The sequence below is a fragment of the Bdellovibrio bacteriovorus str. Tiberius genome, from assembly GCF_000317895.1.
Taxonomy (GTDB): domain Bacteria; phylum Bdellovibrionota; class Bdellovibrionia; order Bdellovibrionales; family Bdellovibrionaceae; genus Bdellovibrio; species Bdellovibrio bacteriovorus_F.
The window spans coordinates 3,964,994-3,988,594 of the sequence record NC_019567.1 but is presented as its reverse complement, the minus strand read 5'-3'; the positions used below and the strand labels follow the sequence as shown (position 1 = coordinate 3,988,594).

At 48.4% G+C, this 23,601-nt stretch carries 23 protein-coding genes; 19 read left to right on the top strand and 4 right to left on the bottom strand.

The annotated features are described in order from the left end of the window. The first annotated feature begins 183 nt into the window (after positions 1-183). The 8 genes from rpmH to rsmG are packed head-to-tail and all read left to right on the top strand — an operon-like array spanning position 184 to position 7,133. Positions 184-333, top strand: coding sequence for a 50S ribosomal protein L34 (rpmH, locus tag BDT_RS19135; RefSeq protein WP_080602459.1), 150 nt, complete (start codon positions 184-186; stop codon positions 331-333). Next, the gene (gene rnpA / locus BDT_RS19575) at positions 323-682 is read left to right on the top strand and encodes a ribonuclease P protein component (RefSeq protein ID WP_051026343.1); all 360 of its coding nucleotides are present in this window, start codon (positions 323-325) and stop codon (positions 680-682) included. The genes rpmH and rnpA overlap by 11 nt, the downstream gene beginning before the upstream one ends. Next, entirely contained in the window at positions 624-920 is a 297-nt protein-coding gene (gene yidD / locus BDT_RS19570; RefSeq protein ID WP_080602457.1) for a membrane protein insertion efficiency factor YidD, read from the top strand. Before rnpA ends, yidD begins: the two co-directional genes overlap by 59 nt. After that, positions 904-2,523, top strand: coding sequence for a membrane protein insertase YidC (yidC, locus tag BDT_RS18895; protein WP_015092845.1), 1,620 nt, complete (start codon positions 904-906; stop codon positions 2,521-2,523). Before yidD ends, yidC begins: the two co-directional genes overlap by 17 nt. A 51-nt stretch (positions 2,524-2,574) precedes the next feature. Then, the gene (locus BDT_RS18890; RefSeq protein ID WP_015092844.1) at positions 2,575-3,135 is read left to right on the top strand and encodes a Jag family protein; all 561 of its coding nucleotides are present in this window, start codon (positions 2,575-2,577) and stop codon (positions 3,133-3,135) included. Between the two features lie 20 nt (positions 3,136-3,155). After that, positions 3,156-4,586 (top strand): tRNA uridine-5-carboxymethylaminomethyl(34) synthesis GTPase MnmE, encoded by a 1,431-nt coding sequence (mnmE, locus tag BDT_RS18885; RefSeq protein WP_015092843.1) that lies wholly within the window; start codon positions 3,156-3,158, stop codon positions 4,584-4,586. Positions 4,587-4,588: 2 nt separating this feature from the next. After that, the gene (mnmG, locus tag BDT_RS18880) at positions 4,589-6,517 is read left to right on the top strand and encodes a tRNA uridine-5-carboxymethylaminomethyl(34) synthesis enzyme MnmG (protein WP_015092842.1); all 1,929 of its coding nucleotides are present in this window, start codon (positions 4,589-4,591) and stop codon (positions 6,515-6,517) included. Further along, complete coding sequence (rsmG, locus tag BDT_RS18875; protein ID WP_041578174.1) at positions 6,468-7,133, top strand: 16S rRNA (guanine(527)-N(7))-methyltransferase RsmG; 666 nt, start codon at positions 6,468-6,470, stop codon at positions 7,131-7,133. Before mnmG ends, rsmG begins: the two co-directional genes overlap by 50 nt. A 28-nt stretch (positions 7,134-7,161) precedes the next feature. Here the strand turns inward: rsmG and BDT_RS18870 are convergent, their stop codons facing one another. After that, positions 7,162-7,704 (bottom strand): hypothetical protein, encoded by a 543-nt coding sequence (locus tag BDT_RS18870; protein WP_015092840.1) that lies wholly within the window; start codon positions 7,702-7,704, stop codon positions 7,162-7,164. Between the two features lie 79 nt (positions 7,705-7,783). On the opposite strand from BDT_RS18870, the gene BDT_RS18865 reads away from it, so the two are divergent. The 10 genes from BDT_RS18865 to atpC all read left to right on the top strand — a co-directional run bounded on the left by BDT_RS18865 (position 7,784) and on the right by atpC (position 15,917). After that, positions 7,784-8,596 carry a ParA family protein gene (locus BDT_RS18865; protein ID WP_015092839.1) on the top strand — a complete coding sequence of 271 codons (813 nt, stop codon included), beginning with the start codon at positions 7,784-7,786 and terminating at the stop codon, positions 8,594-8,596. A gap of 14 nt (positions 8,597-8,610) precedes the next feature. After that, positions 8,611-9,621 (top strand): ParB/RepB/Spo0J family partition protein, encoded by a 1,011-nt coding sequence (locus tag BDT_RS18860; RefSeq protein ID WP_015092838.1) that lies wholly within the window; start codon positions 8,611-8,613, stop codon positions 9,619-9,621. After that, a complete protein-coding gene (locus BDT_RS18855; RefSeq protein WP_011166201.1) occupies positions 9,612-9,977 on the top strand; it encodes a bactofilin family protein in 366 nt (121 codons plus the stop codon). The genes BDT_RS18860 and BDT_RS18855 overlap by 10 nt, the downstream gene beginning before the upstream one ends. Before the next feature lie 94 nt (positions 9,978-10,071). Continuing rightward, positions 10,072-10,506 (top strand): ATP synthase F0 subunit B, encoded by a 435-nt coding sequence (locus BDT_RS18850; protein WP_015092836.1) that lies wholly within the window; start codon positions 10,072-10,074, stop codon positions 10,504-10,506. Between the two features lie 13 nt (positions 10,507-10,519). After that, a complete protein-coding gene (locus BDT_RS18845; RefSeq protein WP_015092835.1) occupies positions 10,520-11,077 on the top strand; it encodes an ATP synthase F0 subunit B in 558 nt (185 codons plus the stop codon). 4 nt (positions 11,078-11,081) lie between these two features. Next, positions 11,082-11,630 (top strand): ATP synthase F1 subunit delta, encoded by a 549-nt coding sequence (gene atpH, locus BDT_RS18840; RefSeq protein ID WP_015092834.1) that lies wholly within the window; start codon positions 11,082-11,084, stop codon positions 11,628-11,630. A 2-nt stretch (positions 11,631-11,632) separates the two neighbouring features. Beyond that, positions 11,633-13,156 (top strand): F0F1 ATP synthase subunit alpha, encoded by a 1,524-nt coding sequence (atpA, locus tag BDT_RS18835; RefSeq protein ID WP_015092833.1) that lies wholly within the window; start codon positions 11,633-11,635, stop codon positions 13,154-13,156. 12 nt (positions 13,157-13,168) lie between these two features. Beyond that, positions 13,169-14,056 (top strand): ATP synthase F1 subunit gamma, encoded by an 888-nt coding sequence (gene atpG / locus BDT_RS18830; RefSeq protein ID WP_015092832.1) that lies wholly within the window; start codon positions 13,169-13,171, stop codon positions 14,054-14,056. 11 nt (positions 14,057-14,067) lie between these two features. Next, positions 14,068-15,474 (top strand): F0F1 ATP synthase subunit beta, encoded by a 1,407-nt coding sequence (gene atpD, locus BDT_RS18825; RefSeq protein ID WP_041578169.1) that lies wholly within the window; start codon positions 14,068-14,070, stop codon positions 15,472-15,474. A gap of 26 nt (positions 15,475-15,500) precedes the next feature. Then, positions 15,501-15,917, top strand: a complete 417-nt coding sequence (gene atpC / locus BDT_RS18820) for an ATP synthase F1 subunit epsilon (protein ID WP_235046201.1) — start codon at positions 15,501-15,503, stop codon at positions 15,915-15,917. 60 nt (positions 15,918-15,977) lie between these two features. Here atpC and BDT_RS18815 read toward each other — a convergent pair whose 3' ends face one another. Further along, the gene (locus tag BDT_RS18815; protein ID WP_235046200.1) at positions 15,978-17,519 is read right to left on the bottom strand and encodes a glycoside hydrolase family 3 protein; all 1,542 of its coding nucleotides are present in this window, start codon (positions 17,517-17,519) and stop codon (positions 15,978-15,980) included. A 190-nt stretch (positions 17,520-17,709) separates the two neighbouring features. Between BDT_RS18815 and BDT_RS18810 the strand changes: the two genes are divergently transcribed. Then, positions 17,710-18,687: a hypothetical protein gene (locus tag BDT_RS18810; RefSeq protein ID WP_015092828.1), complete on the top strand. Its 978-nt coding sequence runs from the start codon at positions 17,710-17,712 to the stop codon at positions 18,685-18,687. On the opposite strand, the gene BDT_RS18805 is transcribed toward BDT_RS18810, so the two are convergent. Next, positions 18,688-19,932, bottom strand: coding sequence for an RCC1 domain-containing protein (locus BDT_RS18805; protein WP_051026342.1), 1,245 nt, complete (start codon positions 19,930-19,932; stop codon positions 18,688-18,690). Positions 19,933-19,996: 64 nt separating this feature from the next. Further along, positions 19,997-23,515, bottom strand: coding sequence for a transcription-repair coupling factor (mfd, locus tag BDT_RS18800; protein WP_015092826.1), 3,519 nt, complete (start codon positions 23,513-23,515; stop codon positions 19,997-19,999). Positions 23,516-23,601 lie beyond the last annotated feature (86 nt).

Here is a 23,601-nt window from a genome sequence, read left to right as displayed (position 1 = left end):
GTGATTCCCCTCAAGCGCTGGGTCCTCTTAACAAGGGGAGCTGAAGTTTTCAACAGTTGACCTTCATGTCGCAATGTGCTTTATTAATGCCCCACGTATCTAGTTGGAACCAACTTTGTGGAATACATATATAGGTGTCTTTGACGTCATTTAGCGTCGTAAAAAAACCCTGGGGAGATAGTTATGAAACGTACATACCAACCATCAAATAAACGTCGTAAAACCACACACGGTTTCCGCGCTCGTATGGCTACTAAAGCTGGTCAAGATGTTCTAAATCGTCGTCGCGCTAAAGGTAGAAAGCGTCTGACGGTTTCTACTGGTGGAAAATAATTCCGCACAAGTAATTAAGAGAAGCTCTGAATTTCTCTCTCTAAAACAATCGGGTAAAAGACACTGGCCTACAAAGTGGTTGCTTCTGAATTATCAGAGAAACCAGGTAGGTCAGTTGCGTTTTGGCGTAACCGCTAGTCGCAAGACTGGATCGGCCGTCGTGCGCAATAAACTCAAGCGTTGGACCAGAGAGTATTTCCGCAGCTTCCTTGTGGCGGGACAAATCCTTGAAGCCGACATCAATCTTATATTTAAACCTATGGAAGCAAACTTTTACAAAGGTCTCAGTCATGAGGAATTTGTCAAAGCTATGGACCGTGGTTTGGAAACTCTACGAAAACACCTTTAAGTACATCTTATGGTTGTTTATTGGAGCTTACCGGACCATCGGCACCACTCACTTAGGTGGATCCTGTCGATTCGAGCCCAGTTGTTCTGCTTATGCACTCGAAGCCATTAAGACTCATCATACACACAAAGCTCTTTGGTTAATCACCAAAAGGGTTTGCAAGTGCCGACCGGGAGGACCTTATGGTTATGATCCGGTTCCTCTTGCAAAGGGAGTAATCAATGCAACAAAAGAATAACACGCCGTCATTCTTTGATCCCAAAACACTTATCGCCGTGGCCGCCGTAGCTATCGTTTATTACGGATGGAACACTTACCTCGGCAAAAAATATCCAGACTATAATAAGCCTAAGACTCAAACCGAACAGGCTAAAAATTCAGCGACCGCTGCGACCACTTCTGAAACTCCTGCTGCCACAGCAAACACTGTCGATACAAAATCTGAAATCATGGAAACGCCAACAACGGCGAAAGAATTCCATTTCGAAAACGACAAAGTTTCCTTTGTTATGACCAGCTTTGGTATGGGTTTGAAGGGTTACACCATCAACAACTACCAGGATAAAGAAAAGAACAACATCAAGCTGGGTGTTTCCAATGTTGATGGTCTGTTTGAAATGCGCTGGGCAGGGGATTCAAAACCCCTGACGTTTGATGTGGCGGAACAGGCTCCAGGTCACTACGTGGGTACGGCTCATGTGGGTGAAACCGTGATTAAGCGTGAATTGAAGTTCAACACTGAAACTTCCTCTTTCACCAACACGATTTCCGTTTCTAATCCGACTGAAGACTTTAAAAAAGGCTTCTCTTTGTTGATCCCGGAATCCATCCACACGCACGCATCCACTTCCTTCCTGTTCCCTTCCTATGAGCACCAGGATTTCTTTGTCACTCATAACGGTGGTAAACACGACACGGTGAATTTCAGCGGCGCTAAAGAAGACGTGGTGAAAGACTTCCCGGCAACTTCCCTGGTTTCTGTTAGTTCCCAGTACTTTGCCGCGGCTATTTTGGACAAGTCTGAAATCATGCCGGAAGTGAAACTGAACGCTCAGATCAATGCAAAAACAGCGATGGCTGAACTGGTTTACAAACCTGCCTCTGTAAAGTCTGAAATGACTTTCTCTGAAGTTTTCTATGCCGGCCCTAAATCCATCGATGCTTTGAAAGCAGTGGATCCAGAGATGGCAAGCCTGATTGATTTTGGTTTCTTCGGCTTTATCGCTCGTCCGCTTCTTTATGTGATGAAAGCGGCTCACTCGGTTGTTGGCAACTGGGGTTTTGCGATCATCATTCTGACCTTGCTGGTTCGCTTGTGCGTATTGCCGTTCAATATCATGTCTTTCAAATCCATGAAGGCGATGCAAAAGGTTCAGCCGATCATTCAAAACTTGCGTGAAAAATACAAAGAAGATCCAATGCGTTTGAACCAGGAAATGATGGCCGTGATGAAACAAAACGGCGCAAATCCTCTGGGTGGCTGTCTGCCGATGCTGCTTCAGATTCCGGTGTTCTTCGCTCTGTACCGCGTGATTGGTTCTTCCATCGAACTTTATAATTCTCCGTTCATCTTCTGGATCACGGATTTGAGCTCTCACGATAAGTTCTATGTGTTGCCGGTTTCCATGGCGGTCTTCATGTTCATCCAGCAGAAGATCACTCCAAGCACGATGGATCCGACTCAGGCGAAAATCATGGCGTTCCTGCCAGTGGTGTTCTCTTTGTTCATGTTGCAGCTTCCAGCCGGTCTGACTCTTTACATGGTTGTCAGCACCCTGTTTGGTATCATCCAGCAATGGCTGATCATGAGAGAGCCAAAGACCAAAGCGGTAACTGCTTAGTCCTTGGGTGAAAGTTTTAGAATTATTTTTTATTTATAAATAGGAGGCATAATGGGTTTTTTTAGTAAGCTTTTCGGGGGGAAAAGCAAAGGTGCTAACAACGAAGTGGAAGCCCTTGTTGAAAAAACTTTGGAAGGGATCATCGAGAAAGCTCAGTTTGAACTGTCTTTTGAGATCGTGACCGAGAAAGAAGAAGACGGCTCCGTAACTTTGGCTGTTCAGTTCTCTGGCGCTGATGAAGAGATTCTGAAAGACAAAAAAGGACAGATGCTGGATGCATTCCAGTTGTTCCTGAAACGCGTGATCCAGCACAACTTCCCTGACGATAAGACAAATATCACAGTGGACTGCGGTGGATACCGTGATGAATCCGCAAATGCGCTGATCGAGCGCGCGGAAAATCTGAAAGCAATCTGCATCGAGCAGGGGAAGTCTGTTTATTACAGAGCTCTTCCGCCGAAAGATCGCAAAGTTGTTCACCAGTACCTGGCAAAGGATCCGCGCGTAAAAAGCCGCTCTTTGGGTGATGGTCTGTACAAAAAAATCAAAATTTATCCAGCTAAAGGCGGCAATCCAAACGCTGCTGGTAACGAGGAAGTGGCTCACGATTAGTGAGCCCTAAAGTGGGGCCTATGATCCGCCAAGATCGTGATAAGGATACAATCTGTGCGATCTCCACTCCTCACGGAGTGGGCGGAATCTCTGTTATCAGAATCAGTGGCCCCCAGACTTTAAATATCGTCTCTAAAATCTGCCAGTTTTTGCCGGCACATCCTGAGTCTCACAAAGTCTATTTCGGGAATCTGAAAAACTCCCAATCAGGCGATGAGATTGATGAGGTTCTGGCAACCTACTTCAAAGAAGGCCGCTCTTTCACCGGTGAAGAGGTTATTGAAATCTCCTGCCATGGAAGCCCGCTGATCTGCCAAACAATCTTGAATCAATTGATCAATCTGGGTGCTCGTCCGGCGGATCGCGGGGAATTCACTTTCCGTGCGTTCATGAACGGAAAGCTGGATCTGGTTCAGGCGGAATCCGTTCTTTCTTTGATCGAATCCCAAAGTCAGCAGGCCGCGAAACTGGCTCTGCGCCAGCTTAAAGGGACCCTTTCCCAAAAGCTTGAAGAAATCGAAGACGACATGACCTGGATTCTGGCGCACGCCGAAGCCAGTATTGATTTTTCCACCGAAGGCATTGAAGTCATCGAAGAAAATATCATTCAGGTTCGTTTAAAAAAAATCGAAGCGGGTCTGAAAGAGCTGGTGGCCACTTTTAAAGTGGGACGTCTGCTGAAAGATGGTTTCCGCATTGTTCTGACGGGCCTTCCGAATGTGGGGAAATCAAGTTTGCTGAACTTGTTCCTGGAAGATGAACGTGCCATTGTGACGGACATCCCAGGCACCACACGTGATGTGATTCACGGGGATACGACTTTCGAGGGTGTGAAATTCACTTTCGTGGATACCGCCGGTCTTCGTGATGAAGCCACCGATTTGGTGGAGCGGATCGGTATTCAGAAAAGTTATGAAGCTCAGAATGAATCCGATGTGGTGTTCTTTGTTTACGACATCGAAAAGGGCCTGGGGGCTGAGGAACTTCAGATTCTGGAGTCCTTGGATCCGGCGAAAACCTATATTCTGGCCAATAAAACCGACAAAATTGGGGGGTCTAAACCCCTGGAAACTGTCGAAAAAACAATTAAAAACAGTAAATTTTTCCAAAAACTTACAGACCCCGCGGCTTTCTTCACAAGAAGGGTGTTCTTTGTCAGCGCTCTTGATAAAAAGGTGCGTTCCGAGGTGCTTAAGGACCTGGTGAAAGAGTTCGCCGATTTGCAGGTGGAAAACACAGTGTTGATTTCCAATGCCCGTCATTTTGAGAATCTTTCCCGCGCCCTTGAAAACACCCAACGTTCACAATCAGTCGTGGCGCAAGGGTTAGGTGCTGAGTTTTTGGCTCTTGAGTTTAAAGAAGCTCTCATTGCGATTCACGAAACTTTAGGGAAGCGGTTTGATGATCAGATCATGGACCGGGTCTTTAAAGAGTTTTGTATCGGGAAATAATTATGGCTAACAAAAAATATGATGTGATTGTTGTCGGTGCCGGCCACGCGGGTATTGAGGCGTGTCTGTCTTCCGCACGTTTGGGTTTGAACACTCTGATGGTCACCACCAACACGGATCGTATCGGTTATATGAGTTGCAACCCGTCCATCGGGGGCCTTGCCAAGGGACACATGGTTCGAGAGATCGATGTGCTGGGCGGTCAGATGGGTGTTGCAGCTGATGAAACCTGCATCCAGTACAAACGCTTGAATGCCTCGAAAGGTCCCGCAGTTCGCGGCACCCGTGTTCAGAACGACAAGCATTTGTATTCTCAGTTCCAAAAAGATGCTTTGTACAACCAGCCAAACCTTGAGGTTCTTCAAAGTGAAGTAAAACGCCTGATTCTGGAAAAGGATCTGTGTGTGGGCGTGGTTCTGCAGGATGGTTCTGAAATTTTCGCCAAAGCGACCATCATCACCACCGGCACGTTCATGAACGGGGTCATGCATATCGGTCTTCGCCAGGAAGCCGGCGGTCGTGTAGGGGATCATCCTTCCATCGGTCTGTCTGATCAGTTGGCGCAATTTGGTTTTGAAGTAAAAAGACTTAAAACCGGAACTCCGGCACGTTTGCTGAAAGATTCCATCGACTGGTCTAAAACGGTCCCACAAGCCGGGGATGAAAAGGTTTATCCTTTCAGCTTCCGCTCTTCCGATAAATTGAAACTTCCCCAGGTGCTTTGTTACCTGACCCGCACCACTGAAGAAACCCATGATATCATCCGTGGGAATCTGGATAAATCCCCTATGTACTGCGGGATTATTGAAGGTGTGGGCCCTCGTTATTGCCCTTCGATTGAAGACAAGATCACTCGTTTTGCCGAAAGAACCAGTCACCAGACATTCCTGGAGCCGGAAGGTCTTTCCACAGATTTGATTTATCTGCAGGGTATTTCCACCAGTCTTCCTGAAGAAGTTCAGGATCGTTTTTTAAAAACCATTCCGGGTCTTGAGAACGTGAAAGTTGCAAGATACGGCTATGCGGTTGAGTACGACTATATTGAGCCGACTCAGATCTGGCATCGCCTGGAAACCAGAACAATTCGTCAGTTGTTCCTGGCAGGTCAAATCAACGGAACTTCCGGTTATGAGGAAGCAGCCGCTCAGGGTCTGATTGCCGGAATCAATGCGGCTCACAGTATTTTGGGTCGTGAGGAATTCATATTGGGTCGCGATCAAGCCTATATGGGTGTGATGATCGACGATCTTGTGACGAAAGGTACGCGCGAACCGTATCGCATGTTCACTTCGCGCGCAGAACACCGTTTGGTTTTGCGAGAAGACAATACTATCGACAGGTTGAGTGACCTGGGTCGCAAACTGGGTCTTGTTTCTGCAGAGTCTTTTGAGCTTTTGACGAATCTGCGTGAGCGCCGTCAGGTTTTGCATGATCGTTTGAAGAATACCGTGCTTTATCCGACCAAAGATATCCAGGCTATTTTGGCGACAATTCCGACTCCAGCTATGTCGAAGTCTTTAACTTTCGAAGAGTTGCTGCGTCGTCCTGAACTTACGAGTTCACACTTGGAACTTCTGAATTTCGAGCTGGATCCGGATCCAAATGTAGTTGAGCCGGTTGAAATTGAAGTGAAGTACTCGGGTTACGTAAAACGCCAGATGGACCTCATCGTTCAGTCAAAAAGACTGGAAGAAATGCTACTTCCAGACGACTTGGCGTACGGTGAAATCCGCGGTCTTTCCAATGAAGAGAAGGATAAGCTGCTACGCGTCAAGCCCCGTACCTTAGGTCAAGCTCAAAGGATAAGTGGTGTTAATCCATCCGCTATTCAGGCTATAATGATCCATCTAAAAGGTCATAAAAAGATCAAGGAGATGGGGCTTGAAGGACAATCAGGAACAGGCAGCACCGATAGTATACTGGCGCATTGATGAGTGGTTCCCTGATCTAAGTCCAGATCTCAGGACTCGACTTAAGACCTATCACGAAGAGCTTCTAAAGTTTAACCGCACTCTGAATCTTATTTCAGCCAAAACGGTTTTTGTGGCCGACGCTCTTCATTTTGCTGATTCTATTCTGGCCTCTCAGGCCATCATGAAATCCAATCCAAACCTAGATAGAATCTATGACCTGGGGTCCGGCAACGGCTTCCCGGGTCTGGTGTTCGCTCTTTTGTACCCGAAGGTGCAAGTGGTCCTGGTAGAGTTCGATCAGAAGAAGTGCGAGTTCCTGACCCACGTCGCGGGTGTTTTAAAGCTCGCAAATGTGACGGTCGAGAACAAAACCATTGAATCTTTCCCGGACGGATCCATGAACTATGTGATGGCTCGGGGCCTGGCGAATATTTCCAAGTCTATTATGATAACCCGGAAAGTGGTCCCTAAGGGTGGCGTTTTCTATCACCTGAAGAGCGAAGAGTGGGGGATTGAAGTGGGAGATATCCCGACCCAGCTTTGTTCCGTATGGACGCCCTCCCTTGTGGGGGAATACAAGCTTCCGATCGGGGCTATTAAGTTTTCAGTGGTGAAAACAGACAAAATCGCGTGATGTTCCACGTGGAACATTCAAAAAGACACTAATGATGACCCCCGGCCGCTGGTTCGGGGGTTTTTTCTTCCCCAAGGCCGACTTCTTTCATTCTTTCTTTCACATCCCAGCTTTTTTTGGCGTTTCTAAAGCGCTGCTCGGTCTGATAGGACGCCCACTCTTGCGGGTCGGGCCAAGTCTCGCCCTTTTTAAAGGCTTTATTATAAGAGCGTATGGATTCTTTGCGGCGGGCCTCGATTTTTAGTTCGAGATACTGCTTTTCCTGCTCCAGGCGGACGATCTTTTCTTTTGATTCACGCACGCGCTTTTGGGCGTACTTAATTTGACCTGTTTGTGGAATTACCTCAGCCAGTTCTTTCTCGAAACCCTCAAGACCTTTCTTTTCGGATTCAAGGGCAGCGGATGTGGCGCCAAGCTGTGATTTGTAGTCGGTGTATATAGGATCCTTCAGCTCCGGATGTGGATCGGGCTTATTACAGGCTAAGAGGCACAAACTGAGGATGCACAGGGTGATTAATCTCATAAATACACTTGTTCCACGTGGAACATCGGCAAAAACAGCGAAAAACATAAGGTGTGGCGCGAAAAACTAGTCTTTATTCTTGAATGTTCACGCAAAAAGGAGGACTTTTTTATCTCAAGGAGGAAAAATGGCAAAAACAATCTGCATAGCGAATCAAAAGGGTGGTGTTGGTAAGACAACGACGTCTGTGAACCTCTCCTCCGCCTTGGCGTCTCTTGGAAAAAGAGTTCTTTTGATCGACATGGACCCTCAGGGGAATGCCTCCAGCGGTTTGGGTATCAAAAGATACGATAGCCAGGATGCGAATAGCTACCATGTGCTTATCGGCGAGAAAACTCTGACCGAGGCTACTCAAAAAACCTCCAATCCAAACCTTCAAGTATCCACAGCTAATCCTGACCTAGTGGGTGCGGAGATTGAATTGGTTGATATGCCGCAGCGTGAATACCGTCTTAAGCAGGCGATTGCCACTGTGGCTGATCAATATGACTTCGTGATCATTGATTGCCCTCCATCTTTGGGTCTTTTGACTTTGAATTCCCTGAATGCGGCGGACAGTTTCCTGGTGCCTCTTCAGTGTGAGTACTATGCACTTGAAGGGCTTAGTCAGCTTTTGAATACGGCAGGACTAATCAAAAAGAATTTGAATCCTCAACTGCATATCGAAGGCATCGTTCTGACGATGTTTGATATCCGGAATAATCTAAGTCACCAAGTTGTGACCGAGATTAAGAACCACTTTGGCGAGAAAGTATTCAACGCCATCATTCCAAGAAATGTACGCCTCAGCGAGGCACCAAGCCATGGTCAATCCATCTTCGAATACGACAGCAAATCCATCGGCGCAGTGAGATACCTTGAGCTAGCACGTGAAGTGATCGTGCGCTCAGAAGTGAAAGTGACGCCAGAGATGGCTCCACAGACAGAACAGATGGCATAAGAAGGGGAATTTAAATGTCTGATATTGCTGTAGAATCCTCAAACAAGAAAAAAGGTCTTGGCCGCGGCTTAGGCTCTTTGTTGGGTGGCCCTGCTCCGGAACAAACTCCGGCAGCTCCGAAAGCTGCTGCTGCCACATCTATTAATAATACTGTAGCTTCAACTCCCGCTCCAGCGGCTGCTCCTCAAGTAGCGACACCCGTCGCCCCTCCCGTAGATCCTGAGAGCAAAATCTGGAAAGTGGGAATTGATAAGCTTTCACCTGGTCAATACCAGCCTCGTAGAACATTTGAGAAAGAACCGCTTCAGGAGCTTGCTCAGTCTATTAAAGAGAACGGTATTCTTCAGCCCATCGTGGCTCGTCGTACGGTATCCGGGAAACTGGAAATCGTGGCCGGTGAACGCCGCTGGCGTGCATCCCAACTGGCGGGACTGCATGAAGTTCCAGTTATCCTTAAGAATTACGATGACAAACAAGCGCTGGAACTGGCGATTGTTGAGAACATTCAGCGTGAAGATCTGAATCCGATCGAAGAAGCCGAAGGTTATGCGCGCCTGATTTCTGAGTTTAAGTTGTCTCAGCAGCAGGTGGCGGAAAAAGTCGGCCGTGACCGTGCGACCGTGGCGAATGCTGTTCGTCTATTGTCTTTGCCTGATTCTGTGAAAGAGATGATCTCTGGAAACGAACTTTCCGTGGGTCACGCCAAAGTCCTTCTTTCTTTGCAGGATCCAAAGAAGCAGCTGGAATTCGCGAAAAAAGTTGTGAACGAAAAAATCGCGGTTCGTAAGCTTGAAAAAATGGTGCAAGCCGTCGTGAAAGGTAACGATGAAGTTGAAGAGGCACCAACTTTTGATTCTAATGTTACTCAGCGTTTGATTTCTGGTTTGAGCGATGAGCTTCAGAAAATGCTGGGTACGAAAGTGAACATTGATTACGCCAATTCAAAAGGTAAAATCACCATTCATTTCTATTCCGATGATGAACTGACCAATATGGTAGATAGGCTTAAAGAAGGATGGCAGTAAACCTTTCCCCCGCACTCCAAGAAGATCTTTTAACTGGTCATGTGACGGCAATCCTTGACCAGGGGACCCATTTCGAAGGAAAGCTCAGCTTCGAGGGGACTGTTCAAATTGGCGGTGACTTTAAGGGGGAAATCTTTACCAAGGACACCATCGTTATTAACGAAGGGGCCTCTGTAACGGCCCAAATCGAAGCCGATACCATCGTTATTTCCGGCCGGGTTGAGGGAAATCTCTTTGCCCGTCGCAGGGTTATAATGCACCCTCCAGCCATCTTTAAAGGCACCGTAACATCCCCAAGTCTGCGCATCGATGAAGGGGTCGTTTTCGAGGGTGCGTCCTACATGCCTAAGTCTTAGGCAGCGAACATTATCATCTAGAAATACGCCTTGACCTGTTCAGGCCGCCAATGCTAATTCCGAAGGTCAAAAAATCAGTAGGGATTTCAACAAAATGGACATTTTTGCACAACTAGGTATCAATACCACGGCCGGCATTCAGTTTGTGTTCTTCGCAATCGCTTTGATCTTTTTAAGCAAAGTCGTTTTCGGTCCTTATGCTCACGCATTGGAAGAAAGAGAAAGAAGAACCAAGGGCGGCGAAGATCTTGCTCTTGAATATCAAAATAAATCCGTAGAGTTGCAGACCGAGTACGAGGTTAAAACCCGTGACTTGAACAGCCAGATGAAATCCATCATCGATGCGGCCAAATCTCAGGCGAACAAAGATTACGAATCTGCAGTTTCCAAAGCCCGCACAGAGGCGGACAAACTTGTTCAGGACAACAGAACTCAAATCACAACTGCGGTAGCAACTGCAGCGGGCGAATTGAAGTCCCAGACAAACTCTGTAGCAATGGCAATCACCAGCAAGCTTCTTGGTAAATAAGAGAGTAATGCATATGAAATTGATTTTGAATCTATTGGTACTTCTGGCTCCAGCAGCAGTATTTGCAGCAGGTGGCGGTCATCACGGTGACAATCATATCCCAACTTCCACAATCATGTTCCAGGCGATCAACCTGACGATCCTGTTTGCGGCGATCATCTATTTCACAAAAGATGCTATCGTTTCCTTCTTCGCAGGCCGCAAAGCGGCTTACCTGGAAGCAGCTCAAAAATCCGCTTTTGCGCGTGAACAGGCTGAAAAAGAATTCGTTGATATCAAAAACAAACTGGCAAATCTGGATCTGACTCGCGAAGAGAACCTGCGCAAAGCACAGACTCACGCTGAAGACCTGAAAAAACAGATCCTTGATGAAGCCAACGACGTTTCCAAGCGTATTAAAACTGATGCCGAACTGACAGCACGTCTTGAAGTTCAGCGCGCTCAAAAAGAGCTTCGCACCCAGCTTCTGCAGGATTCTGTTGAAGCCGCTCGCATCGTTTTGACGAAGGATCTTGGTTCTTCTGATCAACAAAAACTGCAAAAAGATTTCATCAACAACGTTGGAGTGTAAGCCGATGAGAGTCAGCGAGATTTCCAAAAGATACGCAAAAGCCCTTCTGGCTGTAGCAAAGCAAAAAGGCATCCACACTCAAGTGCACGCAGAACTGCAGGCACTGGTGAAGTCCTTCGCGGGCGATGTCTCTGTAAAAAACTATTTCGAAAATCCAATGATCGGTTCTGATCAGAAGATCACAGCGGTAAAAGCGTCTTTGTCCGGCAAAGGTGTTTCTGAAGAAGTGGTGAACACACTTGTTCTGCTGGCTGAAAAAAACCGCTTCGGTGTTCTTGAGCAAATTTCCTTCGCATACCGCGATCTTCTTGATTTGGAAGAGGGCGTGACTCGCGGAGTGGTTCGTTCTGCCCAGCCTCTGGCGGCAGATGCTCAAAAAGACATCGAGCAAAAAATCACTAAAGTATTGAATAAGAAAATCGTTCTGACTTACGAACAGGATCCAAAACTGCTTGGTGGCATCGTTGCCACTGTAGGCGGCTGGACATTCGATGACAGCATCGACACTCATCTTAAAAAATTAAATGAAGAACTAAACAGGAGAGCCAACTAACAATGGAAACACAAATCCGTGCTGACGAGATCAGTCGCGTTCTCAAAGAGCAAATCAATCAATACAACAAAAAGATTGAAGTAAGTGAAACAGGTAGCGTTCTTTCCGTAGGGGACGGGGTTGCTCGTATCTATGGTCTTGAAAACGCAATGGCTGGTGAACTTGTAGAGTTCCCAGGCGAAGTATACGGAATGGTTCTGAACCTTGAAGAAGGTTACGTTGGTGCCGTGTTGTTCGGTGAAGACCGTCACATCAAAGAAGGCGACGTAGTTAAAAGAACGAAAAAAATCGTTTCCGTACCTGTAGGTGAAGCTCTTCTTGGTCGCGTTGTAGACGCCCTTGGTAACCCGATCGACGGCCGTGGCGCTATCAACACGCCTCACTCCCGTATCGTTGAAACCAAAGCTCCTGGTATCGTTTACCGTCACCCGGTTGAAGAACCTCTTCAAACTGGTATCAAGGCGATCGACGCCCTTGTACCAATCGGCCGTGGTCAGCGTGAATTGATCATCGGTGACCGTCAAACTGGTAAAACAACTATCGCAGTAGACACTATCATCAACCAAAAAGGTTTGAATGTTCAGTGCTTCTACGTAGCTATCGGTCAAAAACAATCCACAGTAGCTCTAGTGGTTGAAAAACTGCGTGCGGCGGGTGCTCTTGAGTACACCACTATCATCGCGGCGAATGCCTCTGACCCAGCTCCACTTCAATACCTGGCTGCTTACTCCGGTACAGCTATGGCTGAATACTTCCGCGATACTGGCAGACATGCTCTTATCGTTTACGATGACTTGACGAAACAAGCTCAGGCTTACCGTCAATTGTCTTTGCTTCTTCGTCGTCCTCCGGGCCGTGAAGCTTACCCAGGTGACGTGTTCTATTGCCACAGCCGTTTGTTGGAACGTGCTTCCAAATTGTCTGCTGATAAAGGCGGCGGTTCTTTGACTGCATTGCCAATCATCGAGACTCAAGCGGGCGATATCTCTGCTTACATCCCTACCAACGTTATCTCCATCACTGATGGTCAGATCTTCCTTGAATCCGATCTGTTCTACAAAGGTGTGCGTCCAGCTATCTCTGTAGGTAAATCCGTTTCTCGCGTGGGTGGTGCGGCTCAGATTAAAGCGATGAAACAAGTTGCAGGTTCCCTGAAACTTGAGCTTGCTCAGTTCCGTTCCATGGAAGCATTCGCTGCGTTTGCATCCGATTTGGATAAAGCGTCCCAGCAACAGCTTGCTCGTGGTCGTCGTCTGATTGAAGTGTTGAAACAGCCTCAATACTCTCCGGTAAAAGTTGAAGAGCAAATCATCATGATCTTCGCTGCTGGTAACGCGTTCGTTGACCAATACCCAGAGACAGACGTTAAGAGATACGAAAAAGAAATGATCGAGTTCTTGAAAAACAAGCACTCTGAGATCATCAAAACTATCTCTGAGAAGAAAGCGATTGCTGACGATACTAAAAAAGCATTGTTGGCAGCTCTTGAAGAGTTCAAAGCAATCTTCCAACCTTCTAACAAGTAATTTGGTGCTTAAATGGCAAGCTTGAAGGATATCCGGGCTCAGATTGAGTCCACTAAAAACACCCAGCAGATCACGAAAGCTATGAAGCTCGTGTCTGCTGCAAAGTTGAGAAAGGCGCAGAATAACATCGTTAATATGCGTCCTTATGCTCTGGCTTTGCGTCAGGTGATTGCGGATATCGCTGTGACCAATAAGGTGTCGCATCCGTTGATGGAGAAGAAAGAACAAGTAAAGAATGTTTTGCTTGTTGTTATCACTTCTGATCGCGGTCTTTGCGGCGCTTTCAACAGCAATATCAACAAATTCGCTGAAGCTTATTATAACAACAACAAAGCTTCTCTAGAGAAGATCGACTTCCTGTTCGTGGGTCGTCGTGGTCATGACTACTTCGCAAGACGTGGTATCAAGCCGGTTGATTACATCACCAAGCTTGATAAGGACATTTCCTATGAGCTGGCTTCCAAAGTTGCGAACCGCGTGATGAATGATTACCTTGAAGGCGCTTACGATGAAGTTCGTATCGTGCACAACGAGTTCCAATCTGCCATCTCCCAGACAGTGACTGCTGAAACTCTTCTGCCAATCAACCTTGGTTTGACGACTTTCAAAACAGAAACTGAAGCTGCATCCAACTTTGCTGTCGATATGATCTTCGAACCGGCTCCAGAGCAAATCATCAAAGAATTGCTTGAGAAACACTTCGAACTTCAAGTTTACAGATGTATGTCCGAGTCTGTTGCGGGTGAACATGGTGCTCGTATGAGCGCGATGGAAAACGCGACAAACAACGCGAAAGAGATGATCAACAAACTCACTCTGACGTATAACAAATTGAGACAAGAAAAAATTACTACAGAATTGATTGAAATCGTATCTGGCGCTGAAGCGCTTAAAGGATAGGGAGCTGAATAATGGCATTCGGTAAAGTAAAACAGGTTATGGGTCCCGTAGTGGACGTAGAATTTGAAGGCGGGGAACTTCCTGCGATCAACTCTGCTCTGCGTGTATCAAACAAATTTATCTCTGACGTTGAATTCAACCTTGTTCTTGAAGTTGCTCAGCACTTGGGTGACGGTGTTGTAAGAACTATCTCTATGGACCAAACTGAAGGTTTGGTTCGTGGTGAAAAAGTTAAAGCGTTGGGCACTCAAATCACAGCGCCGGTAGGCCGTGAAGCTTTGGGCCGTATCATCAACGTAGTTGGTGAACCAATCGACGAAATGGGTCCAGTAAACGCAAAAGAACACTGGGGTATCCACAGAACAGCTCCAAAATTCGAAGACCAGGCTACATCTGCAGCAATGTTGATGACTGGTATCAAAGTCGTAGACTTGCTGGCACCTTACGCTAAGGGTGGTAAGATCGGTTTGTTCGGTGGTGCGGGCGTTGGTAAAACAGTACTTATCCAGGAACTTATCCGTAACATCGCGACTGAGCACGGTGGTTTCTCCGTATTCGCAGGCGTTGGTGAGCGTACTCGTGAAGGTAATGACTTGTGGCAAGAGATGAAGCAGTCTGGCGTATTGGCCAAGACTTCTTTGGTGTTCGGTCAGATGAACGAACCTCCTGGAGCTCGTGCGCGCGTTGCTTTGACTGGTCTGACTGTTGCTGAATACTTCCGTGACGTTGAAAACCAGGACGTATTGTTCTTCGTAGACAACATCTTCCGCTTCACTCAAGCGGGTGCCGAAGTTTCCGCACTATTGGGTCGTATCCCTTCTGCGGTTGGTTATCAGCCAACACTTGCAACAGAGATGGGTACTCTTCAAGAGCGTATCACTTCCACTAAAAAAGGTTCCATCACTTCCGTTCAAGCGGTTTACGTACCAGCGGATGACTACACGGATCCAGCTCCAGCAACCACGTTCACTCACTTGGATGCTACGACAAACTTGGATCGTGATATCGCGGCTATGGCGATCTTCCCTGCGGTTCACCCGTTGACTTCCACTTCTCGTTTGTTGGATCCAACTGTTATCGGTGAAGAGCACTACAAATGCGCTCGTGACGTTCAGGCGTTGTTGCAGCGTAACCGTGAGCTTCAGGACATCATCGCGATCCTGGGTATGGACGAGTTGTCTGAATCTGATAAATTGGTTGTTTCCCGTTCTCGTAAGATCCAGCGTTTCTTGTCTCAGCCGTTCTTCGTTGCTGAGCAGTTCACTGGCTTGCCAGGCAAGTACGTGGATATCAAAGACACTGTTAGAGGTTTCCGCGAGATCCTTGATGGTAAACACGATGCTCTTCCAGAGCAGGCGTTCTACCTTGTTGGTACTATCGAAGACGCTATCGAGAAAGCTAAGAAGCTGCAGGCTTAGTGCCTGCCTCTTCCTAAGGGGTGAATATGAAACTGACAATCGTGACACCGGAAAAGCGCATCCTTGTTGGCCAAGAGGTCGACGAGGTGACTGTTCCAGCATTCAAGGGAGAGTTGAACATTCTTCCTGGTCACGCTCCATTGATCACCACTCTGGAAACAGGCGTGATGAAATGGAAACTCAAAGGGAAAGAAAAGCAGGACTTGGCTGTTATCAGCTGGGGTTACTGCCAGGTTTCCCCTGAGGGCGTGAATATTCTTGCCAACATCGCGGACCTTCCTGAAGACATTGATCTTCAGGCGACAAAAGAGTTCCTGGCTCTTTCTGAAAAGAAGATCATGAACGAATTGATCACAGACGAGGACTGGGCAGAGTTCCAGCGCGACTGGGCTCACGCGAGAGCGAAAATCGAAGCGGCTGAACAACAGCCAGCTAAGAAGTAAGAAACTAAAACGGAGGCCACAAGCCTCCGTTTCTTTTTTCAGAATGTCATTTCTGAAGATCTAATCTTTCAAGGCAAACGAACCTTGAGAACTCTTTAAGATTTCATCCCGGTACTGGGCTATCTTTTTGCCGGCATCCCTGTGATTAAAGTAAAGCTGAATGACCTGGCGATAGCCACGCGACTTCGGGAACAGGCGAGGCGCCCCCAAGTTCACCACAATCAGCTTTTGGCGTTCCTGCGGGGAAAGACCACGCACCTGACGGGCGGTGCGAGGACCGGTGACGCCAACAAACAAAGCCGTGCATTGATTCTTACTCAACAATGCCGACAGATCCTTACCCAACGAGCTGTTTTCAAGCTTCAGACTTGGGATCTTTCTTTTTTCCGTGCCCACAAAGGACAGCAAGAAATCCTGAGACGGTGAGGCGGCACACACAGTTTCCAGCGACGCGGGCTTACGCGGGGTTTTTGCTGAGGGCAGCTGTCTTGGGATCAGGCTGGTTTTTAAGTTCTGGGATAAAACTTCGTCTTCGATCTCTGCGTATTGAGGCGACGTGAGGCTGTTGCCACTAAGCAGGGAGGGCAGCTTGGGGTCTCTGCGATAAACGTTTGCAAAGGCCTTTACGCGTAAAATACGGCGAAGTTTTTCATCCACGCTGGCGGATGGAAGGTCGCCGGATTTCAGGGCTGCCAAGACGTAATCAAAAGCCTTTCCCTGATCGGCAAAAGACCATGTCAGCATCACGATGTCGGACCCCGATTGCAGGGCGCGCAGGGCCGCGGCTTCCGGGCGCAGCACTTGCTTTGATCCTTGCATCTGCAAGTCATCGGTCATGACCAGGCCCTGGTACTTCAGTTCATCACGTAAAAGAGTTTTGGAAATCTTTGTGGAAAAACTTGCGGGCTCTAAATCTTCATCCAGACCCGGGTAAATCAGATGCGACATCATCACCGCAATATTGGCGCCGATTTTTGAATAACCTATGAAAGGAATCAAATCGCGCCTTTTCATTTCTTCCAAAGTCGCGCTGTTTTTTACGACTGTCAGATGCGGATCCTGATTCAGACTGCCGGTGCCCGGGAAGTGTTTCGCCGTGGGGATCACGCGCGCTTTAAGAAGACCTTTTGAATAGGCGACACCGATGTCGCGCACCAGCTCCGGATCCGAGCCAAAGGATCTGACACCAATGAAGCTTGTCGAATAGGGGTCCACCACATCCAGCACGGGCGCAAGATTCATGTTGAAGCCCACTTCACGCAGGAATAGTCCTGTTTGATAGCCCATCTCTTCCGCCAAAAGAGGGGACTGGGTCTGCCCCAGGGCCAATGCATTCGGCGGAGCGGGCGTGATCGGCAGGCGGGATACCGATCCACCTTCCTGATCGATGGCAATCAGTGGTGGAAGTTTAGAATGTTTGTAGCTTGCTTTATAAAGCGCCAGATTCAGCTCCCGAATCTGCGGGGCTGAAATCATATTGCGTTTAAATAGCAGGAATGATCCGGGTTTGTATTTCGCGATAAAGGATTCCAGATCCGGAGCGACGTTTTTATGGGGAAAGCCGACGATGAAAAGCTGTCCGACTTTTTCTTCAGGACTCATTTGTTTGATCTTGAAATCGATGACTTTTGACAGCTTGTCAGCCGAAGGACCAGAAGCTAGTACAAGGTGGGGAAAAACAAGAATCAGCAGACAAAAACTAAAATTCCTAAGGATTCCCCTGATATACTTGTTCATAAGATTCAGACTATCACTTGGCCCCTACGAGGCCAGACGAGATTTGAGAGACAGCATGAAATTGCACCAAAGTCTTAAATCAAAAGTATGTATTCTGCTGACCTTGATGGTGGGCTTTTCTGCCTATGCTCAAGATATCGAGCAGGAAGTGGAAGCTGCCGATGATGTCGAAATTCAACAGCAGCAACAAGCTCCGGCCGATTTCGATGATCTTTCCCCTGTGGAAACCACCGATGTGGATGAAGATTCTGATCCGTTCGCTGAAGAATCCACAACAACATCTGAAGAAACCTCCACCGCTGAAACCGAAGAGGCCGTTCCAGTTCCTGAAGAGCCGGCGGTGATTGAAGCTCCGGTGCAAAGATACGCCGAACCCACTCCAAGCCCGGCCCTGGAACATCTGCCGCTGGTGGAAGTGCAGATCCGTCAGGATAATCTGGCGGACTATAAAGTCCGACGCGAAACTCACGGAACCTATGTGTCGTTTGATTATGAGGCGATCGAATTTAAAAACTTCATTTCCACTTTGGACGGTCAATCCTACAAAGCCGTTTTTGGTTCGGACACGGTGAATCTGATTCAGCTGGGTTTGGACTATAAATACAATTTCATGCTGGGCTCTTTAGCCGCAGGCGCTTTATATGGCGTCGGTAAAGTGGACGGAAACAGTGACCGCAGTTTGGAAATCACCAAGTACGGAATTGGTTTCAAATTCACGGCAGACATGCTGATGAATGAACCGTACGTTGCGCCTTATGTGGGTATCAATGTTTGGCAGATGGGATTTTCTGAAAAAAGCGCGACGGATTCTTTCTCGGCCACGACTCAGATGGGTTACAACTACACCGTGGGAATGCTGATTCAACTGGATTGGATCGATTACGAAACGGCGAAGCAAAGCACGTTTAGTTGGGGACTTGAGAACACCTTTATTGATGTCTATGCGACTCAGTACGCGAAGACGGAAGCCCCTGATGATCCAGACACCACGACGGACTTCCTGTTCGGTGGTGGTCTTCGTTTAGAATTCTAATCAGGGTGCCAGACGGTCGGTGGTGGTTCCATCACCCAGCTGACCGGACCCATTCGCACCCCAACATTTGAAATTTCCCAGATCATTTAGCGCGCACGTGTGACCGCATCCGTTGTCGCCGCCTTCGCCCAGAGCGACGGCGGTTTGGCGACTGATAAGATTATTCACCTGCAGTGGGATGAACGTTGGATTGTAAGTGCCGTCACCCACCATGCCGCTGGAGTTTGATCCCCAGCAAGAAACCTGTCCGCTTTGATGAATGGCGCACGCCGTGCCGTTGCCATTGGAATCATTTCCGTAAGCGATCGCCAAGTCTTCGATATCCGTCAGACCAAATACATCCACGGGGCTGAGCGAATGAGTGACGGCGTTGTTGTTGTTTCCAAGAGTTCCATTGCTATTAATCCCCCAGCACTTCACGGTGCCGTTTTCCATCAGCGCACAGCTAAAACCACCGTTTAACCAGGATGCAGAGGCTGCCAGAATTTTTTTAACATTGGTCAGTCCGCTGACTTGCACCGGAATTGCTGAATCCATTCCGGTGCCATCGCCCAACTGTCCCCCGGCGTTGCCGCCCCAGCAGACCGCATTTTTGGATTCCAGCAGGGCGCAAGTGTGACCACGACCCGTGGAAATTTGCACTGCGCCCGTCAGGCCAGCGACTGTCACGGGTGTTGCGCTGGAATTCGTGCCGTTGCCAATATTTGCAGGGTGATATCCCCAGCATTTCACTGTTTTATCTGCGAGCAGGGCGCACGCGTAGCCATAATTTCCCCATCGTTCCCCCGAGGTGGAAACAGAGATCACGCCGGATTCCAATCCTTGCACCTGCAAGGGGATGTTGGAATCCAAGACCCCATTGCCCAGCTGACCGCTGGAATTGCTTCCCCAGCAACGAACGGCGCCTTGCGATGTCAGACCGCAGGCGAAATTATCGGTGACCGAAATGCTGTCGTAGTGAACACCGGGATCAAGAACGCTGACGGGAGCGGTGCTGTCGGTGTTGGTGCCATTTCCAAGTTCGCCCCAGACATTGCGGCCCCAGCACCAGACAGATCCATCCGCCTTAAGCTGGCACGTGTGGTTGGCGCCAGCGGAAAGCTTGGAAGCCAAAAAGTTATTGTGGGTATTGTCGTCGATACTTGCTAAGTCTTTTGAAAAGAGATCGGCATCAAGACTGCAGCCTGTACTAAGTATGGCAAAGGAAATTACCAGAAAAGATACGTACAGAAGTCGGTATTTCATATGAAAACTTATCGGAGTATTATGACGCCGTCTTAAGTAGTCTCACTTTGAAACACGGAAATCTTTAGATGAGACGAAGCAGGGTATCGATTTCTTCGTGAACCGCAGACCAGGTGATGGTGCTCATTTTGATGTTCAGGCGGTTGTCCGGAGTCAGTGAATACTTTTTGCTTTCACGGATCGCCAGCTGAATCACTTTTTCAGGGCTCAGTTTGGTTTTTTCGGTGAAGATCAAAGAGATGGATTTCAATCCGGCACTGATATCACGAACGCCCAGCTCTTTACACTGACGACGAATCAGCATAAGGCCCATCAAGTTCACGGTTTGTTCCGGGATCGGTCCAAACTGATCCCGCAGCTCTTCTTCGATGCGATCTAGTTCTTCGTTGGAAGTGATGTCGGCAAGCGCTTTGTAGTAACCCAGACGAATGCGGATGTCCTTGATGTAAGCATCCGGAATAAGCGCCGGAATTTTCAAATTCAGTTCCGGATCCAGATCCATGTCTTCAACCGATTCACCCTTGGCTTCTGCCAGGGCTTCATTCAGAAGATCCATGTACATCTCATAACCGACCGAGTTCACGTGACCGGATTGTTCTTCACCCAGGATGTTTCCGGAACCGCGAAGTTCCAGATCGTACTGGGCAATCTTGATGCCGCTGCCAAGGGCGGTGTTTTCCTGAATGATTTTCAGACGCTCTTGCTGCTCTTTATCGAGCTTGTGATTTCTTGGCATCATCAAATAGCAGTAAGCACGTGTCTTGGATCGGCCCACGCGTCCGCGCAGCTGATAAAGCTGGGAAAGACCAAACAAGTGCGCCGTATCGATGAACATGGTGTTTGCGCGCGGCACGTCCATGCCGGATTCCACAATCGCCGTACACACCAAAACATCAATTTCGTGATGGAAGAAAGCCAGCATCGCTTTTTCAAGCTCGTGTTCTTCCATCTGTCCGTGGGCCACACGAATGCGCGCTTCCGGTACGATCTGGCGAAGTTCATCCACCAGGCCATAGATGGATTCAATGCGGTTATGGATAAAATACACCTGACCACCGCGGGAAATTTCAGCCGTCACGGCTTTGCGGATGGTTTCGGCATCAAACTTTGTCACAAAGGTGCGGGTCGGCAGACGATCCACCGGCGCGGTGTTGATTAAACTTAAATCGCGAATCCCGACTAGCGCCATGTTCAGGGTGCGCGGAATCGGCGTTGCTGACAGTGTCAGGGTGTCGACGCTGGTTTTGATTTTTTTGATTTTCTCTTTATGTGTGACGCCGAACTTTTGTTCTTCGTCGATAATCAAAAGACCTAAATCCTTGTAAGCAATCGATGACCCCAGCAATTTGTGGGTGCCGACGATCAAATCAACTTTTCCGTCTTTCAAATCCTGCAAAGTCTTTTTCACTTCGGCGGGAGTCACGAAACGATTCAGCACGCGGATGTCCACGGGCCAGCCTTCGAAGCGTTTTTTGAAGGTTTCAAAGTGCTGGAAGGTCAACACAGTCGTCGGCGCCAGCACCGCCACTTGTTTGCGGGCTTGAATGGCAAAGAAGGCGGCCCTCATTGCGACTTCGGTTTTACCAAAGCCCACATCACCGCAAACCAGACGATCCATGGGCTTCGTGGATTTTAAATCTTTGCGGATGTCATTGATGGCGCGAAGCTGATCGTCGGTTTCCTCGTAAGGGAAGCCGTTATCAAACATCAGCACTTCATCTTCTTTGATCACAAAAGCCGGGCGGTGCATTTCTGCGCGCTTGGCATAAAGAGCCAGCAAGTCCGCGGCGATGTCGCGCACATGGGATTTGACCTTGGCTTTGGTTTTTTCCCAGGCTGTGCCGCCCAGTTTGTCCAGGATGCTGGTGCCAGCACCCGAGAACTTTTGCAGCTGACCTACGCGGTACACGGGCAGATAAAGTTTGTCTTTATCCTTATAGCCGACCTGAATGTATTCAGATTCGACGCCGCTGATATTCATGATCTTCAGGCCTTCGTACTGGCCGATCCCGTGCTTGGTGTGAACAACCAGATCACCCGGTTTCAAATCACCGAAGGAAAGACGCTTGGCCTGCTTTTGGAAATCCTGGGCGCCACTGGATTCTTTAGAGCGCTGTTTTTTACCATAGAAGTCCTCATCGCGCAGGAAGATGATCTTTTCTTCCTCCAGGCGCAGGCTCTCAGCCAGGTAACGGGGCACGATGTGAACGATGTTTTGTTCACGATCCTGTTCCTGCAGCCACGAATCCCAGCGGTATTCATCGCTGCTGGTGCGAACGGCTTTTAGCTCCAGCTTTTCAAACACCAAAGACAACCGGTCGATATGGGACTGATTTTTGGTGCTGACAAAGATGCGATAACCCTCATCACGCCAGCGATGAAGTTTGTTGGCCGCAGCCTGCAACCACGGTTCGGTGCCGACCGCGTTGGCTAATGCCAGGTTTGTAAAATCCTGAGTCATTGCCGTACGATACTCAACCCGGGAATCATCCGAGTTTTCTTCGTCGAAATATTCCAGGGAAGAAAAATACACCTGACGCGAGTTCAGCGGATAGGCCAAAGTTTCAAAGTTCACGTAGATGTCTTCAAGCTCAGGGCGGATCACGTGAGCGTCGCTGGTGCGGTGATCGGCTTTTAGTTCCCCCCACATTTCATCCGCACAGCGCGAGATCTCCACCGGATCCAGGAACCACAGATTCAAAGCGCCCGGGAAATGATCGGCCGGCGTGGCAAGTTCGCCATAGAAATAAGGAAGCAGGAATTCAATGCCCGGAAAGGCATTCTTTAGCACCAGAGATCGCAGGGTTTCTTCGGCTTCAGCCTTGTCCACCTTGCGGTCCTCAAGCGAGGCGCGCACCCGTTGCAAAAGTCTTTCATGGGTTTCGTCGCGATAAAGAACTTCGCGGGCCGGAGTCAGAACAAAGGATTGAATTTCGTCCGAGCTTCTTTGATCCGCCACACTGAAATGACGAAGGCTTTCCACCTGATCGCCGAACAGATCCATGCGCACGGGTTGATTTTCGGTGGGTGGATAGATGTCCACGATACCACCGCGAACCGCAAACTGACCCTTGTCTTCAACCATCGGAGCCGCGGTGTAACCTAAGGACGAGAAATAGTCCGAAAGGTTCTCGGGAAGCTCATCTCCGGCGCGAACGGTTTTGGAGTGATCCTTCAGGATCTTCATCGGAAGGGTTTTCTGCATCAGCGCGTCAACTGAGGATATGAAGATTTCTCCGGCTTTGGCGACTTGAGCTTTTGCCAGGAAGCGAACCCGGTCTGCGACGACTTGGGTGTTGGGATAGAGTCCGGAGTAGGGTGAAACATCGAAAGCGGGCAGAATATGACTATGACGACTCGGGTCGAAGAACTCCAGCAAGGCTTGCAAGGTCACCGCTTCACGATGACTGCCAGTCACAACAAGATGCGGCAAGCCGTTGATTTTTTTAGAGTAAGTCTGCGACAAAAAGTAAGCAAGTGCCAGCGGAGACGCCGCCCCGGTGACTTGAATCTTTCCGCGAGTTGTTTCAAAGGCTCTTTCCAGGATGGATTCGAGTCTTGTGTGAGTGCTTTCGGCTTTCATTTGGTGGGCTCATCTTGCCACGCTTATCGCCTTGTTTCCATTCATATTTCTTGGTTTTCACTGACGACACATATATAACTAATTGA